This window comes from Luteimonas fraxinea (genome assembly GCF_021233355.1).
GTDB lineage: Bacteria > Pseudomonadota > Gammaproteobacteria > Xanthomonadales > Xanthomonadaceae > Luteimonas > Luteimonas fraxinea.
The window spans coordinates 3,903,575-3,918,990 of record NZ_CP089507.1; the positions used below are offsets into that span (position 1 = coordinate 3,903,575).

General features: G+C 66.0%; 11 protein-coding genes. 5 read left to right on the plus strand and 6 right to left on the minus strand.

Annotated elements, in window-relative coordinates:
- Positions 1 to 56: 56 nt before the first annotated feature.
- On the plus strand, positions 57 to 671 hold the full coding sequence (locus LU699_RS17805; protein WP_232135145.1) for a TetR/AcrR family transcriptional regulator: 615 nt from the start codon (positions 57 to 59) through the stop codon (positions 669 to 671).
- A 264-nt stretch (positions 672 to 935) separates the two neighbouring features.
- On the opposite strand, the gene LU699_RS17810 is transcribed toward LU699_RS17805, so the two are convergent.
- The 4 genes from LU699_RS17810 to LU699_RS17825 all read right to left on the minus strand — a co-directional run bounded on the left by LU699_RS17810 (position 936) and on the right by LU699_RS17825 (position 6,716).
- Entirely contained in the window at positions 936 to 2,582 is a 1,647-nt protein-coding gene (locus LU699_RS17810) for an alpha/beta hydrolase fold domain-containing protein (RefSeq protein WP_232135143.1), read from the minus strand.
- Between the two features lie 30 nt (positions 2,583 to 2,612).
- A complete protein-coding gene (locus LU699_RS17815) occupies positions 2,613 to 4,049 on the minus strand; it encodes an amidase family protein (protein WP_232135141.1) in 1,437 nt (478 codons plus the stop codon).
- A gap of 38 nt (positions 4,050 to 4,087) precedes the next feature.
- The gene (locus LU699_RS17820) at positions 4,088 to 5,548 is read right to left on the minus strand and encodes an APC family permease (protein ID WP_336246134.1); all 1,461 of its coding nucleotides are present in this window, start codon (positions 5,546 to 5,548) and stop codon (positions 4,088 to 4,090) included.
- 283 nt (positions 5,549 to 5,831) lie between these two features.
- Complete coding sequence (locus LU699_RS17825) at positions 5,832 to 6,716, minus strand: alpha/beta hydrolase (RefSeq protein WP_232135139.1); 885 nt, start codon at positions 6,714 to 6,716, stop codon at positions 5,832 to 5,834.
- A gap of 280 nt (positions 6,717 to 6,996) precedes the next feature.
- On the opposite strand from LU699_RS17825, the gene argE reads away from it, so the two are divergent.
- The 3 genes from argE to LU699_RS17840 all read left to right on the plus strand — a co-directional run bounded on the left by argE (position 6,997) and on the right by LU699_RS17840 (position 11,747).
- Complete coding sequence (gene argE / locus LU699_RS17830; RefSeq protein WP_232135137.1) at positions 6,997 to 8,169, plus strand: acetylornithine deacetylase; 1,173 nt, start codon at positions 6,997 to 6,999, stop codon at positions 8,167 to 8,169.
- Positions 8,166 to 9,488, plus strand: coding sequence for a spinster family MFS transporter (locus LU699_RS17835; RefSeq protein ID WP_232135135.1), 1,323 nt, complete (start codon positions 8,166 to 8,168; stop codon positions 9,486 to 9,488). Before argE ends, LU699_RS17835 begins: the two co-directional genes overlap by 4 nt.
- A gap of 135 nt (positions 9,489 to 9,623) precedes the next feature.
- Positions 9,624 to 11,747, plus strand: coding sequence for a TonB-dependent siderophore receptor (locus LU699_RS17840; protein WP_232135133.1), 2,124 nt, complete (start codon positions 9,624 to 9,626; stop codon positions 11,745 to 11,747).
- 174 nt (positions 11,748 to 11,921) lie between these two features.
- Here LU699_RS17840 and LU699_RS17845 read toward each other — a convergent pair whose 3' ends face one another.
- Positions 11,922 to 13,271, minus strand: a complete 1,350-nt coding sequence (locus LU699_RS17845) for an alpha/beta hydrolase (RefSeq protein ID WP_232135131.1) — start codon at positions 13,269 to 13,271, stop codon at positions 11,922 to 11,924.
- A 31-nt stretch (positions 13,272 to 13,302) separates the two neighbouring features.
- Positions 13,303 to 14,388, minus strand: coding sequence for a helix-turn-helix domain-containing protein (locus tag LU699_RS17850; protein ID WP_232135129.1), 1,086 nt, complete (start codon positions 14,386 to 14,388; stop codon positions 13,303 to 13,305).
- Between the two features lie 529 nt (positions 14,389 to 14,917).
- Between LU699_RS17850 and LU699_RS17855 the strand changes: the two genes are divergently transcribed.
- Complete coding sequence (locus tag LU699_RS17855; RefSeq protein ID WP_232135127.1) at positions 14,918 to 15,409, plus strand: Lrp/AsnC family transcriptional regulator; 492 nt, start codon at positions 14,918 to 14,920, stop codon at positions 15,407 to 15,409.
- The last annotated feature ends 7 nt before the right edge of the window (positions 15,410 to 15,416 follow it).

Sequence of the window (15,416 nt, forward strand, 5' to 3'; positions counted from 1 at the left end):
GCGGGTTCGAGGCAAGAATTGAACTAATATTCAAAAATTGAACTGAGGATCACGTTTTGAGCTACCGGCGTTCGGACCTGATGGAAGAGCGGATGACCCGCAACCGCGAGCGGATCGTCCACGCCGCGCGCACGCTGGTGTCCGTGGGCGGCTTCCGCGAGGCCCAGGTGGCCGCCGTCGCCGCCGAGGCCGGCGTATCGACCGGGCTGATCTACCGTTACTTCCCGTCCAAGACGGAACTGTTCGTCGAAGTGCTGACCATCGCCATCGACGCCGAGATCGTGATTCTGCGCGGCGCGGCCGCTGCCCACACCGACGCCCGAGACCAGTTGGGCGCCGCCATCGAAGCCTTCGTGCGCCGCGCCCTCGCCGGCCCGGCCCTGGCCTACGCCTTCATCGCCGAGCCTGTGGACCCCGAAGTGGACGCCGAACGTATCCGCGGCCGCCGTCGCTTCGGCGAAGTCTTCCGCGACATCCTGCTGGCCGGCATCGAACGCAAAGAATTCCCCGCCCAGGACGCCGACGTCACCGCCGCCTGCATCGTCGGCGCGTTCACCGAAGCGCTGGTCGGGCCGGTGGCGCCGATCCTGAAAGAGAAGACGTCCGGGCCGGCGCAGTTGGTGGAGTCGATCCGGGAGGTGTGTTTGCGGGCGGCGGGGTCGGTCGGATAGCACTTGGTGGTTGCCAGGCCGAATTTGGATTGTGGCGAAGCGCTACATCGAGTTCGCTGAATTCCCGCCTTGCGACGTTGCGATCAATGTCCAGATGTTCGGGTTGCGCAAGGGGCGCGGCATCTTCAGAGCGATGCCCCGCTGGCCGAGGTCACGTTGCCGAACGCCCGAGACCTGCTCGCCATCCCGCTGTTGCCTCGCGGCATTCGAGATTGGGCGGATCATTTGGGCCGTCGGCATTGCAGGCGCTGTCTCCTTGCACGTTCAAGCGACGCAAGTGCCGCTCTTGTCGAGCGACTCCATACACGCGCCTTTGTGGTCGAAAACCCGCCGCAGGAACTGGGCACCGTCCTCCAGCGCCTGGCGCGCGATCTTCGACACCTTCACCGCCTCGATGAAGCTGTGTGGCGCTCCGGGATAGACCTTGATCCGCACGTCGTTGCCGGCGGCGAGCAGCTTCCCGGCCATCGCCATGTTCTGCTCGGTCAGCACGTCGCACTCACCGACGCCGATGAAATACGGCGGCAACCCGTCCACGTCGGCAAGCAGGCCGTGGGTATAGGGATCGTTACGATCGGCCGGACGCGAGATGTAGTAGTTCCAGAATGTGTCCACCTCGACCGCGGTGAGCATGTCCGCGTCCGTGCCGTAGCGCCGGCGCGACTGCGCGGACGCATCCGGCGAGAAGCCGGCGAAATAGCTCAACACCGCACCGACCCGATGGCCCTCTCCCGCATCGCGCAGCTTCAGCACCGCGCCGGTGCTGAGGTTGCCGCCAGCGGAGTCGCCACCAAGTGCCAGCTGCTCGCCGTCCATGCCATACGCGGGCCCGTTCGCGCCCAGCCAGTGGACGACATCGACCACCTGCTCCAGCGCTACCGGATACCGCACCTCGGGCGACAACGCGTAGTCGATGCCGACCACGGCGACACCTGCACGTGCGGCGAGCTCTCGCATTACACGGTCATGCGTGTCGAGGCTGAACATCGCCCAGCCGCCCCCGTGCAGGAATGCCAGCGTCGGCTTGGGCGTACCGGGTGCCGGATCGTGGATCCGCAGCCGCACTGGTCCGTGGCGGGTGTCGGCGAAGATCTCTTCGGTGCGCGCCATCACCGGACCGCCCTCGCGCCATGGGCGACGCACCTGCTCGACGATCTCACGCAGCGCGGGCCAACCCAGCGCGCGCCCACCCACCAGGCGCCTGCCCTCGGCGATCACGCTGTCGATGAAACCGGCGATCTCCGGATCGAGCGGCTGCGCACGCGGTTCGATCGACGCGATGGCGTCGGCGCCGCGACCGTTGTCGAAGCGGCGCATCCACGTGGCCAGCGGCAATTGGCCGGTATTCCACAGGCCGCGCAGGATGTCGTCGAATACATCATCGCGTTCGTCCTGGCCCAGCTTGAACGTCGCGCGCGTGTCGCGTATGTGGGCGTGGAATCCGACCACGTATTCGCGCAACGACAGATAGCGCGGCCCCATCTCCTCGACGGCCCACGGTCCCGGGCGACCACGCTCCACGTCGTCGACCAGATGTCGCAACAGGCGATCGGCATCTTCTGCGGTATCCCGCAGTTCGACGTCGACCTCGAAGATCACCGTCGTGTAGTTCCAGGTCGGCGCCCGGCTCCGGTCAGCAAACCAGGACGGCGACACGTAGCCATGCGGACCGATCAGCAGCACGGTCGCGCGCGGATCGTCGGCAAACGCTTTCCACTGCGGATTGGATCGGCCGAAGTGGCCCAGCAGACGCAGGGGCTGCCCGTCTGCATCGCATTCGACTTGAACCGGCAACGGCGTGGCCGACAGGCTGCCGGCAGGGCCGGAAACGATCCAGGCCAGCGGCTGAGCGGCGACCAGGTCGGCCACGTCCCGGGAGGTACGCGGCTGGAAAAGCGGGAGAGCGGACATGGGGTTTCCGGAAGAGGAGCGGGAATCGGGTCAGGCGTCGAACGCGGCGATCGAATGTGCCGGCCAACGTTCGGCCCAGGGCGCAGCGGCCTCGAGTTCGTAGGCAAGCGCAAGCAACAGGTCCTCTTGGCCGCGGTCGGCGGCGAACATGCTGCCGATCGGCAGACCATCACTGCTGTGCGAAAGCGGCAGGGAGATTGCCGGCGTGCCGGCCATGTTCTGCAGCGGGGTGTAGTCGATCCACGCGAACATTGTCTGCATCAGGGCGTCCAGCGGGACGTCCGGGGCGAACGTGCCCAGCAACGGGGGCGGTGCGCTGGTCACCGGACTCAGCACGACGTCGTACCGGCTGAAGAACGTCGACATCTGCGCCGGCAATTGTGCGATCTGCCGGTAAATGCCTTCGAGTGCGGAGGTCGGTAAACCGGCGGCACGTGCGGCCAGTCCCAGCGTCCATGGCTCCAACGCATCCGCGGCGCGGCGTCCGCCGAGTAGCGCACACGCTGCTTCGGTAGCGTCGGCAGCCAGGTGCGACCACAAGTCCTCGAACGCGGTCAGCAACAGATCACCGTCGACCGGCCACTGCGCGGACTCAACGTGGTGACCGAGCGACGCACACAGATCCGCCGTCGAGGCGATTGCGCCACGCACATCGGTATGGGGAGCTGCGCCACGCAGACCGGTGTCAATCACCGCCATGCGCAGACGCCGTGCAGCCGGCTGCCGCACCATTGGCCTCGCCGAGTGCGGATGGGTGGCAGCGAACGCCCAAGCGGCGTCGCGCACGGTACGCGCGTGCAGGCTGTCGGCAACGAGCAGGTCCTCAGCCAGATGCCGACCGCGCACACGCACGGTGCTGTCGCGACCCGGTTTCAATCCCACGACGCCGCAGCATGAAGATGGCAGCCGTATCGACCCGCCCCCGTCGCTGCCGTGCGCCACGGGCACCAGGCCAGCCGCGACCGCCGCCGCGGCGCCGCCGCTTGAGCCGCCAGGTGAATGTGCCAGCGACCATGGATTGCGGGTGACCGGCCCCTGCAGGGGTTCGGTGGAGGCGAGCAATCCGAACTCGGGCATCGCCGACTTGCCGACCGCCACCAGTCCCTGCGCCGCGAGACGGTCGACGTACGGATAGCCACGTTGGACCAGCACGCCGCTGCGGCTGCGCGAGCCTCCAGTTGTCGGCATACCGGGATAGTCCAGCGAGTCCTTCGGTAACCACGGCACGCCCGCCATCTCGCCACGCGTCGCAGTCGCATCGATGGACGCGGCCTCACGTCGAGCCAGTCCGAAGGCGCGATGACTCAGGCTCTGCAACTGTGGTTCCAGCGCTTCGATACGCTGGATCGCCGCCTCCGTCAGTCCTGCCGCATCGATGTCGCCCGTACGCAGCAGGGCGGCCTGGTCGTGAGCATCGAGACGACCCAGGGCGAAAGCGTCGGCGCGGGTGAGTGTGGTGCGTGACATGCGGGATTCCGGCAAAAGTGGCAAACGAAACGCGTCAATCACGCCGTACGTCGGCGTGATCTGGCACGCCCGTAGAAGCGGTAGATCAGCCCGCCAGTCAGCGCGTACACGAGCAGCAGGAAGACCGGCAGCAAATCGCCGGCCAGCGCTTGCTGCATGAGGTCCAGCGCTACCGGCAACGTCATCGCGAAACTCAGGACGGTAGCGCCGACCGGGACGACGCCGAACCAGATGCCGAAGAGGCGGACGCCGCCAAGTGGTACCCGGAAGCGGCCGATCCGCTCGGGCTCGGTGCTTCGGATCCGGATCAGGCTGATCGCGACCATCGCGAACATCAGCGCGACACCGAACGAGATCAGGTCGGCCATGACCGAGATCGGCAGCAGCGCGGCGTTGATCGCGGCCAGCGCGGCGAGCAGCAGGTTGGCGCCCGCGAGGCTGTTGCGTACCGGGTGCAGGCGGCTGAAGAGATCGGGCAGCAGGCCGTCGCGGGACATCGCGTAGCAGACCCGCGAATGGCCGAAGGCGTTGGCGAGCAACACGGACGCCAGCCCCGCGAGCGCGCCGATCTTGATCACCACCGCGAACTGGGGCCACCCGATGCGGTCGACCGCGAGGGCGATGGGATCGGGCACGTCGAGGTCGCGAAACGGAACAAGGCCGGTCAGGACGATCGCTGCCAGCACGTACAACGTCGCGCAGATCGCCAGGGAACCGAGGATGCCGATCGGCACATCGCGCTGCGGATTACGGGTTTCCGCTGCGGCCGTCGATACGGTCTCGAATCCGAGGAATGCGAAGAACAGCAACGCAGCGGCACGCATCACGCCTTCCCAGCCGTAGGTGAAGCCACCTTCGTTGGGCGGCACGAACGGTGTCCAGTTGGCAGGATCGACTTCGGTCGCACCCACGGTAATGAAGGCAACAAGCACCAGCACCTTCACTACCACGAGGATGGTGTTGGCCAGCGAAGAGCGTGACGTACCCATCGCGACGATCGCACCTGCACACAGCACCGCGAACGCGGCGACGAGATTCGTATGTCCGGTGACCGTGAGCGACGCGCCGTTTGTGGCCGGCAGCAATTGGATTGCAGGCGTGGAGATCGCGACCGGTAACACGATGCCAAGGTCCCCTAGCAGGCTGCCGAGATACCCGGAGAACCCCACCGCCAGCAGCGAGGCCGCCACGCTGAATTCCAGAAACAGCAGCCAGCCCAACGCCCACGCCGGACCGATGCCGAGCGTGTGCTTGCAATAGCTGTAGGCCGAGCCGGACTCCGGCACGCTCGACGACAACTCCGCGTAGCACAGGCCAACCAGCAGACAGGCCACGCCGGCGATCACGAACGACACCGTCACGGCGGGTCCCGCATACAGCGACGCGGCGGTACCGATCAGCACGTAGACGCCGGCGCCCAGGATCTGCGCGACACCGAGTACCAGCAGCGCCGGCCAGCCGAGTCGCATCTGGAGACCCGTCTCTGTTGGTGTTGTCATCGACCGCCCACCCTACGCAGCACCACACGCGCGAACCGCATGCATTCGTCGCCGTGGGTCGCTGTGCGCTCCGGGCAAGCGGAAAACTGGCAGGTGGTTCGGGAATGATCGTTCGTCACGCCTGCATGCTGTCGGCTCGAGCGTCACATCGCTTCGCCATCCCGTTCCGCGACTTGGCCGAACTGTCCGGCGGTTCACCGATCCGGCCTGTGTAATCCGAAGACGTCATCCGCAACGCGTAGACATGTCGGCCTACAACGGTGCCTGACGCAGACGCGCGCCTTCAGCGGATCTCGAACGCGAACCGCATGACGTCGGTCACCGAGCGCGCCGGCACGGTCACGTGCACCTCGTCGGGATAGCGCAGCAGACGGACCCGCAACCCCTGGCCCGACAGCCGGTCCAGGCGCGCGACCAGCGCGCGCGCGGGCTCGGGATCGTCATCGGTGTCGCGATCGCCGACGACCACCATCAGGCGGCTGTTGCGCCCCACCCGGCCATCGGCCAGCCGCGCGACGAACACGCGTTCGTCATCGAGAATGCCCTGCGCGTTCCACTCCATCGACGGACTGGCCGCGACGATGGAATGGAACGCGTCAGGTCGCTCGTAAAGCGCATACAACGCGAACAGTCCGCCCAGCGAATGTCCGAACAGCGCATGACGCTCCGGATCGACGGGGTAGCGGCGGGCGATCTCCGCGCGCAGCGGACCGGTCAGGAAATCCAGGAAGGCCTTGCGTGCGCCACTCGGGTATTGCGCGAGTTCCCGGTACTGGCGCGGCGGCGGATCGGGCATCGGCGCGACGAAGTCGTTGAGGCGGCGCACGTCCCAGGCATCGTCGGTCGGATACCCGACGCCGACGATGATTGCCTTGCCAACTGGCAGGTGTTCCGCCACTCGGCGCGCCTGCGCGAACGACGCGAAATAGGCGTTGCCGTCCAGCACGTAGAGCACCGGATAGCCGTCAGCCGGCGCGGCGCCTGGATCGTCCGGCAGCGACACGGCGATCCGGTAGATCCCGCCAGCGCCCGAGTCCATATCCCAGGTCTGGGTAGCAGGCATCGCATGGCGCGCAGGCGCCGCCGGCTCCGATGCGCTCGCGACGGATGCCAGGAGCGCGGTAGCGACCGCCACCATCCAGACCAGACTGCTGCAAGTGCGTCCCATGTTCCGCTCCGATGTTCCACAGATTCCGCGATCCATTCATTCCCTACATCGATGCGGAACACAAGCACGCTCCGCGCCGCACCCGCCATGCTGTGCGAATCCATGGCGCCGGACTTGTCCATCTGAGCCCGCCGCTTCGCCGGATGTCCCGCCGTCAGATCGTCCACGCGGTCGATCCGCGTCGCGCGATCTGTTTCTGCGAAGTCGCGAACGCGATCGGCATGCCCTTTGCTGCGCGACGCGGCTAGGCTCGGGACACGTCCCATCGTCAGGATCCCCCTTGCCCCCTCTCGACCCCACGGCATCCGCGAATGCGCACGACTGGCTCGCAAGACTGGTCGCTTTCGACACGACATCGCGCAACTCCAACCTCGCACTGGTCGAGGCGGTCGAAGCCTGGCTCGCTACGCTGGGTGTGCGTTCGACGCGCGTCCCCGCGCCCGCCGGCGGCAAGGCCAACCTGCTGTTCTCGATCGGTCCCGACGTGACTGGCGGCGTTGTGCTGTCGGGCCACACCGATGTGGTCCCGGTCGACGGCCAGGACTGGCACAGCGATCCATGGACATTGACCGAGCGCAACGGCCGCCTGCACGGGCGCGGCGCCGCGGACATGAAAGGCTTCATCGCCGCCGGCCTGTCGCGGGTGCCGGCGATGCTGGCCGCAAATCTGCGGCGCCCGGTGCACTTTGCGCTGTCGTACGACGAGGAAGTCGGCCTGCTCGGTGCGCCCTCGCTGATCGACGCTCTGCTGGCGGGCGTACCGCGTCCGGCGGTCGTGATCGTGGGTGAACCGACCGGGATGCGTGTGGTCGAACGGCACAAGGGAATCATGGGTCTGCGCACAACCGTACTTGGCCACGAGGCGCATTCGAGCCAGACCCATCTGGGTGTCAGCGCGAACATGGTCGCCACGCGCCTGATGGCGAAAATTGTCGCGATCGCCGACCGCCTGGCCGCCGCTCCCGAAACCGGCAGCGGTTTCGTGCCGCCGCATGCCACGGTCACGATCGGCCTGGTCAACGGCGGCACCGCGCCCAACATACTCGCGCGCGAATGCAGCTTCGTCTGGGACATCCGCTCGGCATCGCCGACCGAGGCCCGCGCGGTCTATGACGAGGTCGAAGCGCTGGTCCGCGAACTGGACGCGGAGATCCGCGCGCGCTTCGACGATTGCGGTATCGCGACCGAGATCCTGTCCGACGTACCGCCGCTGACGGGCGCCGGCAATGCACCCGCATTGGACATGGTTGCGCGTCTGCTCGGTACTTCGGAATGCGAAGTCGCCTCCTACGTCTCGGAGGCCGGTCTGTTCGAAGGCGCCGGCCTGCCGACCGTAATCTGTGGGCCCGGCTGGATCGCGCAGGCGCACCAGCCCGACGAGTACATCGAACTCGCCCAGCTCGACGCCTGCGCAGTGTTCATGGACCGTCTCATCGACGAGTTGCGTAGATGAGCCGCCTCGATGTGGGCACCGGCAGTGAGGCGTACCGGCGCGTCGTCGGCGGACGCAACTGGATCCTCGGTGTGCTCACGTCGATCTACCTGGTCAACTTCATCGACCGGCAGATCCTGGCGATCCTGCTGCCACAGGTGAAAGCCGAGTTCGACCTCTCCGACACCTACCTCGGCCTGCTGGTCGGGCCGACGTTCGCACTCTTCTACGCGACGATGGGCCTGCCACTGGCGTTGCTGGCCGATCGGGTCAACCGGCGCCGGCTGATCGCCGCGTCACTGGCGCTGTTCTCGCTGATGACGATCGCCTGCGGTCTGGTGCTGCAGTTCTGGCAACTGGTGATCGCACGCATCCTCACCGGCGTCGGCGAGGCCGGTACAGGCCCTGCCTCTCAGACGATGATCACGGATCTGTTTCCCGCCGAGCGCCGCGGGCGCGCGCAGGCGATCTATGCCACGGGCGCCAATCTTGGCGTGCTCGTCGCGTTCGCTGCAGGCGGTTTCATCGCCCAGGCCTGGGGTTGGCGTGCGGCCTTCATCGCAGCCGGCCTGCCCGGTCTGGTGCTGACCGTGGTGCTGCTGGTGACGGTCCGCGACCCACAACGTGGCGCCCACGACCGCATCGTCGTCGCGGACCCCGCGCCACCGTTCTCCAAGGTCATGCTGCAGCTGTGGCGCAGCCGCGCGTTCCGCTGGACCACGCTCGGCGCGTGTTCCACCTGTTTCACGGCCTACTCTCTGGGCAGCTTCTTCCCGATGTTCCTGGCCCGCAGCCACGGTCTGTCGACTGCCGAGATCGGTATGGTGATGGCGCTGATCATGGGTGTGTGCGGCGGTCTGGCCACCTATGCCGCCGGCCATTTCGCCGATCGCTTCGGCCGCAGCGATCCGCGTTGGTATTCATGGGTCCCCGCGATCGCGGCAGCTCTGCCACTGCCGCTGGCGCCGATCTGCTTTCTGGTCGGCGACACCGGCATCGCAATCGCCGCAGCGATCATTCCGCTGTCGCTGACCGCCGCTTTCATCGGCCCGACGATCACCATCATCCAGCGCCTGGTGCCCGTGCGCAGCCGTGCGACCGCAGTCGCCACCCTGATCCTGATCGACAACATCATCGGGCTTGGACTGGGCCCGCAGTTCGTCGGCATCGCCAGCGATCTCTGGCGGCCGGCACTGGGCGAGGACTCTCTTCGCTACGCGATGCTCGCCGCGACGATGGGATCGGTGGTGTCGGTATTCGGCTTCGTCATGGCCGCGCGCCATGTACGCGGCGACATCGCCATACGCGAAGCGTCGGCCACTGCTGCACCGAATGGCTAAGACTTCGCGCTGACCTGCCAAGCGCCGGTGGCGCCCGCTGGGGTATCAAACCATGTCACCCGGGCGCGGGACATCCCCGCCGCCCGACGCGGGACCTTCGACGGAGAAGCCGTAATGAACCACGCAGCCAGGCGCATGCTCGTTCCCAGTGCGCTCACCCTTGCTCTGCTGTCGACGCCGGTATTCGCGCAGAGCACCGCCACGTCGGTGTCCGATACGCAGTCAACGGATGCCAAGGACCTCGACGCCGTACTCGTCGTCGGACAGCGTGCAAACCGGGTCAGCAACGGTGCGACCAATCTCGACCTGGACATCAAGGAAACGCCGCAGTCGATCAGCGTGATCGACAGCCAGCAGATGCAGGACTTCGGTGCCGACAGCCTCAACGACGCACTGCGCCTCGCGACCGGCATCCAGGTGGAACAGACCTCGACCAACCAGACGCAATTCCTGGCACGCGGCTTCGAGATCAAGAACACCCAGATCGACGGTGTCGGCCTGCCCAACGGCTGGGGCGTTGTCACCAACGCGATGGATGCGTTCGGATTCGAGAAGCTGGAAGTGATCCGTGGCGCCAATGGCCTGCTGACCGGCGTGGGCAATGCGTCCGGAACGATCAACTACGTCCGCAAGCGACCCACCAACGAGGCGAAAGGACAGGTCGGGCTGACCGCCGGATCGAACGGACGTCGCCGCATCGAGGCCGACTACTCGACGCCATTCTCCGAAGACGGCACCTGGGCCGGCCGTGTGGTCGTCGCGCGCGAGGAAAGCGATTCCTACCTGCGCGACTTCGAAAGCGAGCGTTCGTATCTGTACGGCGTGGTCGACGGCCAGATCGGCGAGAACGGCACGCTGGCATTTGGTTACTCGTGGCAGAAATCGGACACCAGCGGCAACATGTGGGGCGCGCTGAGCTTCATCGATACCGACGGCAACCAGATCGAATGGGACCGCAGCGCTTCGACAACCCAGGACTGGACCTACTGGAACTCGACCACGCACGCCGCGTTCGTCGAGTACACACATCAGTTGGGTGACAACTGGCAGGCCAAGGCGTCTTACAACTACCGTGTCTACGATCACGAATCGCAGCTGTTCATGGCGTACTCGCTGTTCGGTCTTGATCCGGCCACCGGCGAAGGCCTGTATGGGTGGGCCTACAAGAGCCCTTACGAGACCAAGGCCCATATCGGAGACGTCACCGTCAACGGTCGCTTCAACCTGTTCGGCCGCGAACACGAAGCGATGTTCGGTGCGAGCACTGCGCGAAGCGAGGGCATCGACGAGTACCACCCGGTCGACACCACCGGCCCGCAGTTCGGCGCCCTGCCCGGCTTCCCGTACGCAGGCGGTGCGATCACCGAGCCCGCCTGGGGTGAACGCGCGCCCTACACCGCGTTGAACCAGCGTCTGACCCGCGTCTTCGGCGCCACCCGCATTGCGTTCACCGATCGCTTCAAGACGATCATCGGGTTCAACTGGGCGGAGTTCCAGCGCGACAGCGCCGACAATGCCGGCGGTATGTCCGACATCACTGACCGCAACCTGGCGCCCTACGCTGGCGTGACGTTCGACTTCAGCGACCGCATCACCGGTTACGCCAACTACTCCTACATCTACCAGCCGCAGGATGAAGTCGACTTCGACCGCGAATACTTCGCGCCGAGCAAGGGCACCAACTACGAGGTGGGCGTCAAGGCCGAGTGGCTGGACCAGCGCCTGCTGACTACGCTGGCGTGGTTCAGCGCCAAGCAGGACGGACTGGCCACGTACGTCGGCACGCGCTTTATGGACGGCTACGCGTATGGCTATTCGCGACCGGTCGACATCGAGTCGGAAGGTTTCGAGTTCGAGGCCACCGGCAAGCTGGGCGAAAACATCAACCTGTTGTTCGGTTACACGCAGCTGTCGATGGACGGCGAAGACGGCAGCGACACCTACAGCTGGGTGCCGCGTCGCACGGCCAATCTGCTGCTCAGCACGCGCCTGTCAGCTGTGCCCGCGGTGTCGTTCGGCGCAGGTGGGCGCTGGCAGGAGAGGATCTCGAACTTCGAGAGCTACGTCACCAGCAACCCGGTCCGCCAGGGCGGCTACACGCTGCTCAATGCCTTCGCAGCCTGGGACGTCACTCCGGACGTGACACTGCGGGCCAACATCAACAACATCACCGACAAGAAGTACATCCAGAGCCTGTACTCGGTGAGCTACTACGGCCCGCCGCGCGAGTACTCGGTGAGCCTGGACTGGCGCTTCTGACGGCACCACGCCGTCGCGGTACCGGGCCTGCCACCGGTATCGCAACGGTCGGGAAGACGTCACCGATGCACCAGTGAACGCAGGCAGTGATGCCTGCGTTCTGCGTAGCGACAACCGCCGAGTCGTTAACAGCGCACGCGTTTGCGCACAGCCCGATGCAATGGAGAACGCCCGTCACCGGGCGCTGGAAGGTGCCGTTCCCGGTTGCTCGCGGGTGGCTTCTACCTCTGCCCAGCGCTGCAGGCGCGTGGGCACGTGCCGGACCAATGCAGGATGGCGATCGATGGCGTGGTCCAGGCCCGTTACATCGGCGTCGCGCACGTATGCGTCGAGAAACGCGAGTACCACGTCGCCGACCGCGGACGTCGCAGCCTCGGGCGCGATGTCGCCGAAGCGTTCGTCGCGCATCGACGCCGGCAACAGCGTGTGGAAGTCGGTGAACCCCATGTGGCGGATGCCCCGCAACCGCAGGCGAACCACGTCCGCAGTCGTGCCGGCCTCCCGCCAGCGTTCGTAGGCGAGATCGTTCGGGCTGTAGTCGGTCTCGCGTGGCTGGCCCTCGAACAGTCCGTAACGCGGCCAGTCGCTGAGCACCAGCAGCAGCGGACGCCCGATCGGACTGTCGTAGACGTCGGCCTCAAGGTTCTGACCGTCCAGGTTGACCGCGGCCCGGCACGCCGCAACCCGACGACAGCCGGCCGCCGATGCCGCTCCCCCGAACGACATGCCGGCAAATGCGAGCCGGTTGCGGTCTGCAATGGCGAGGATGTCGTGCAGATCGGCCGGCGTAGCACCATCGACGATCGCAGCGGCCACGGCTTCGGTGTCCTCTCGCCAGCGCACCGCGGCGAGCCCGATGTGCGTGGATGACTGCGCACTTGCGTAGGTCTCCAGCGCTTCTCGGCGCGCAGCCAGTCCGTCCGCGCCCATCAGCACTTCCCACGCTGTAGTAAACCGCGCATCGGCCGCACCCGGTCCGAAAGGCGCGGTCGCCACCAGACGGCCGTCCCGCAGGCGAAGATCAGCCGAATCGCCCGGATGCGCGATCGACACCACGATGTAGCCGTGGCTGGCGAGCAGCATCGCCAGCGCGGTGTTCTGCTCCGGGTACAGGAACAGGCCATGGCTGTAGACCACCACCGGGAAACCGCCGGTCTGCGTCGCAGGACGCGCGTGCAAGCTTGCGGCAGTCCGTACGGCAACGAGCGTCTCCACCTCCGGCAGCGGATAGCGGAACAGCCGGCTGATTGCCGGCACGGTGGCTGTGACTGCTTCCGGTGCAAGGTACGCGGCGCCGTCGACCAGCGCCGACTCGACGGCGGGATACCAGACAACCGCCGGCAGGCGTCGCGGCCCGCTGTCGGGATCGGCGGCATCGAGCAGCCTGGTTGGATCGGCGAATTCGGTGCGGACCACGCCGACCGGATACCCGCCGTCGGGTGACGGCAGGGACGGCGCGGCGAGTGCGGCGGTGCAGGCACTCGCGAGTGCGGTGACGACGAAAAACGAACGCAAAGAAGTCATGCAGTGTCCAGGTGCGGGCGGCTATGCCCGATCAGTTCATACGTGCGGTAGCAGCGAGTAATGGCCTGCGGGTCTCTGCGTGCGGCGCGCCGCGCGACGTCGTGGAGCGGACCAGCGTCGGGCTCGAACCGAACGCCAGCTTGAACGCCCGGGTGAAGCTCCCCGGGCATTCGTAGCCACACTCGAACGCGATGTCGATCATCGGCTTGTCGCTGTTGCTCACCAGAACCATCGCCTTTGAAAGCCGTACCTGCTTGTAGACCTGTCCAACGCTGCCGCGGAACAACGCCTGGAATCCGTACTGAAGCTTCTTGATCGTCATGCCTACGAGGGCCGCCAACTCGGCCACGCTGAGCGGCTCCTCGAGGTTCTCTTCGATCACCTGTTTGGCGAGCTGGACCTTCTCTACATCCGCACGGCGCAGAACCGGACCATCGGCGTCGTTGCCGTCCGCATGTGCCTGAATGACCGCGCAGATGATCTCGCTCGCCTTCGACGCGAGGTACAGGCGCCGCAGATCGCCTTGGTATGGGCATTCAAAGGCCTGACTGGCGGCGATGCTCGCACCGCCGGTGAGCGGCACGTGGCGCAGGCCGATCGGCGTGCCGTCGACGATGTAGTCGCGGAAGATGGCGGGTAGCGCTTCGACATCAATTCCGAGTACGTCACGCACGCGATCGCGTCTCAGGAAGATCGTCACCCACCGCAGGGGGCGGTTGGGCTCATAGACGGTGCGCACGGCGCCGCCACTCGACAGCCCATAGAACGTGCAGAAGCCGTGCGCCAGCGCTTCGTCCGCGGGCACGTCGTCGGTGGAAATCGTGCCGCGCCCTTCGATCCACGCGCAGAACACGATGTGGTCGTCATGGCGATGCAAACGCGCGACATCGTGGGCAGCGCGGAAGTCGACGATCGCCATCGACATTGCATCGTTGAGCTGATGAAACTCCCAGCCGCCGTCGCCAATGGCAGCGTCGTAGTGGTGCCGAAATCCATGACCCGACACAAGCGGTTCCCGCCAGCCTTCCTGATGCGTTCCGCCACGCCAGCGAACGGCTTCGTCCGGCTGCACGGCGCAGTCCAACATGTCTTCGATGGTTCGGTCGTCGAACATCATCCGGCCTCACTCCCATGCTTGCGCGATCCCGGGACATCTGTGTCCACAAGGTCGGTGGTGAAGTCGCCGGCATCCTGTTGGCGACGGATCCGTGCCTTCCCGAGGGCGACGGATTGCGGCTTGAACGCTTGGCCCCGTCCTGGATGCGCGTGCATCGAAAGGCCGGTTCGGTGAAGTCGTCGTCCTGTTCGGCGACTTCGCCCTGGAAACGCGGCGCTACGCTCGAAACAGGTTTCCGCGACAGGCCAGGCCATGATTCTCATGTCTTCAGTACACCCCGTCATAAAAGGTCGCCCGACGAACGCTGTCCAGTGCGCAACGGCACACGACCGTGACGTCTATGTGACTGTTTTCCGGAAAGAAGCACCAGGCGCCACGCAACTTTGCCGCATCCGCGCGGGCGCAAACGCGTGTCGATCGCGTGCGGACGGATGGATTCGCCGCGACGTTGGCGCACCTGGAATGACGGAGTTGTCCGATGGAGAGGCACCCGCCAGAATCGAAGACGTCGTCACGCCCGGTTGCCCGCATGTCACTGAAGGATTCCCTCGACCGGATCGATCTGCGAATCCTGCAGGCGCTGCAGGAGGATGCGCAGGTCAAGAACCGCGATCTGGCCGACCGCGTGGCCCTGTCGCCAAGCGCCTGTCTGCGACGGGTTCGCGATCTGGAGGAGCGGGGACTGATCACCGGCTACCGCGCGCAGGTGGCGATCGACCGCATCCGCACCGCGACGATCATGATTGCGCAGGTTTCGTTCGAGCGACATTCGGTGGGCGGCTTCGTGGCGTTCGATGCGTGGACGCAGCGCACGCCGGAGATCGTGGAATCGCTTCGCATCAGTGGGCATTACGACTACCTGTTACGCGCGCTGGTCACGGATATCCACGACTGGAAGCGGATCATGCGCGAGATGACGGACGGCGATTTCGGCGTGGAGAAGATCGTCACCAGCTTTTTGATGGAGGACATGAAGTCCTTCGGCGGATATCCCCTGCTCCCGGGCGGCGCAACCGCCTGAGCAAAAC

Excerpts from the sequence above, each read along its gene's own strand:
- LU699_RS17810 (WP_232135143.1), bottom strand. The coding sequence starts at position 2,582 with ATGTCCGCTCTCCCGCTTTTCCAGCCGCGTACCTCCCGGGACGTGGCC.
- LU699_RS17815 (WP_232135141.1), bottom strand. The coding sequence starts at position 4,049 with ATGTCACGCACCACACTCACCCGCGCCGACGCTTTCGCCCTGGGTCGT.
- LU699_RS17820 (WP_336246134.1), bottom strand. The coding sequence starts at position 5,548 with ATGACAACACCAACAGAGACGGGTCTCCAGATGCGACTCGGCTGGCCG.
- LU699_RS17825 (WP_232135139.1), bottom strand. The coding sequence starts at position 6,716 with ATGGGACGCACTTGCAGCAGTCTGGTCTGGATGGTGGCGGTCGCTACC.
- LU699_RS17835 (WP_232135135.1), top strand. The coding sequence starts at position 8,166 with ATGAGCCGCCTCGATGTGGGCACCGGCAGTGAGGCGTACCGGCGCGTC.
- LU699_RS17840 (WP_232135133.1), top strand. The coding sequence starts at position 9,624 with ATGCTCGTTCCCAGTGCGCTCACCCTTGCTCTGCTGTCGACGCCGGTA.
- LU699_RS17845 (WP_232135131.1), bottom strand. The coding sequence starts at position 13,271 with ATGACTTCTTTGCGTTCGTTTTTCGTCGTCACCGCACTCGCGAGTGCC.
- LU699_RS17850 (WP_232135129.1), bottom strand. The coding sequence starts at position 14,388 with ATGATGTTCGACGACCGAACCATCGAAGACATGTTGGACTGCGCCGTG.
- LU699_RS17855 (WP_232135127.1), top strand. The coding sequence starts at position 14,918 with ATGTCACTGAAGGATTCCCTCGACCGGATCGATCTGCGAATCCTGCAG.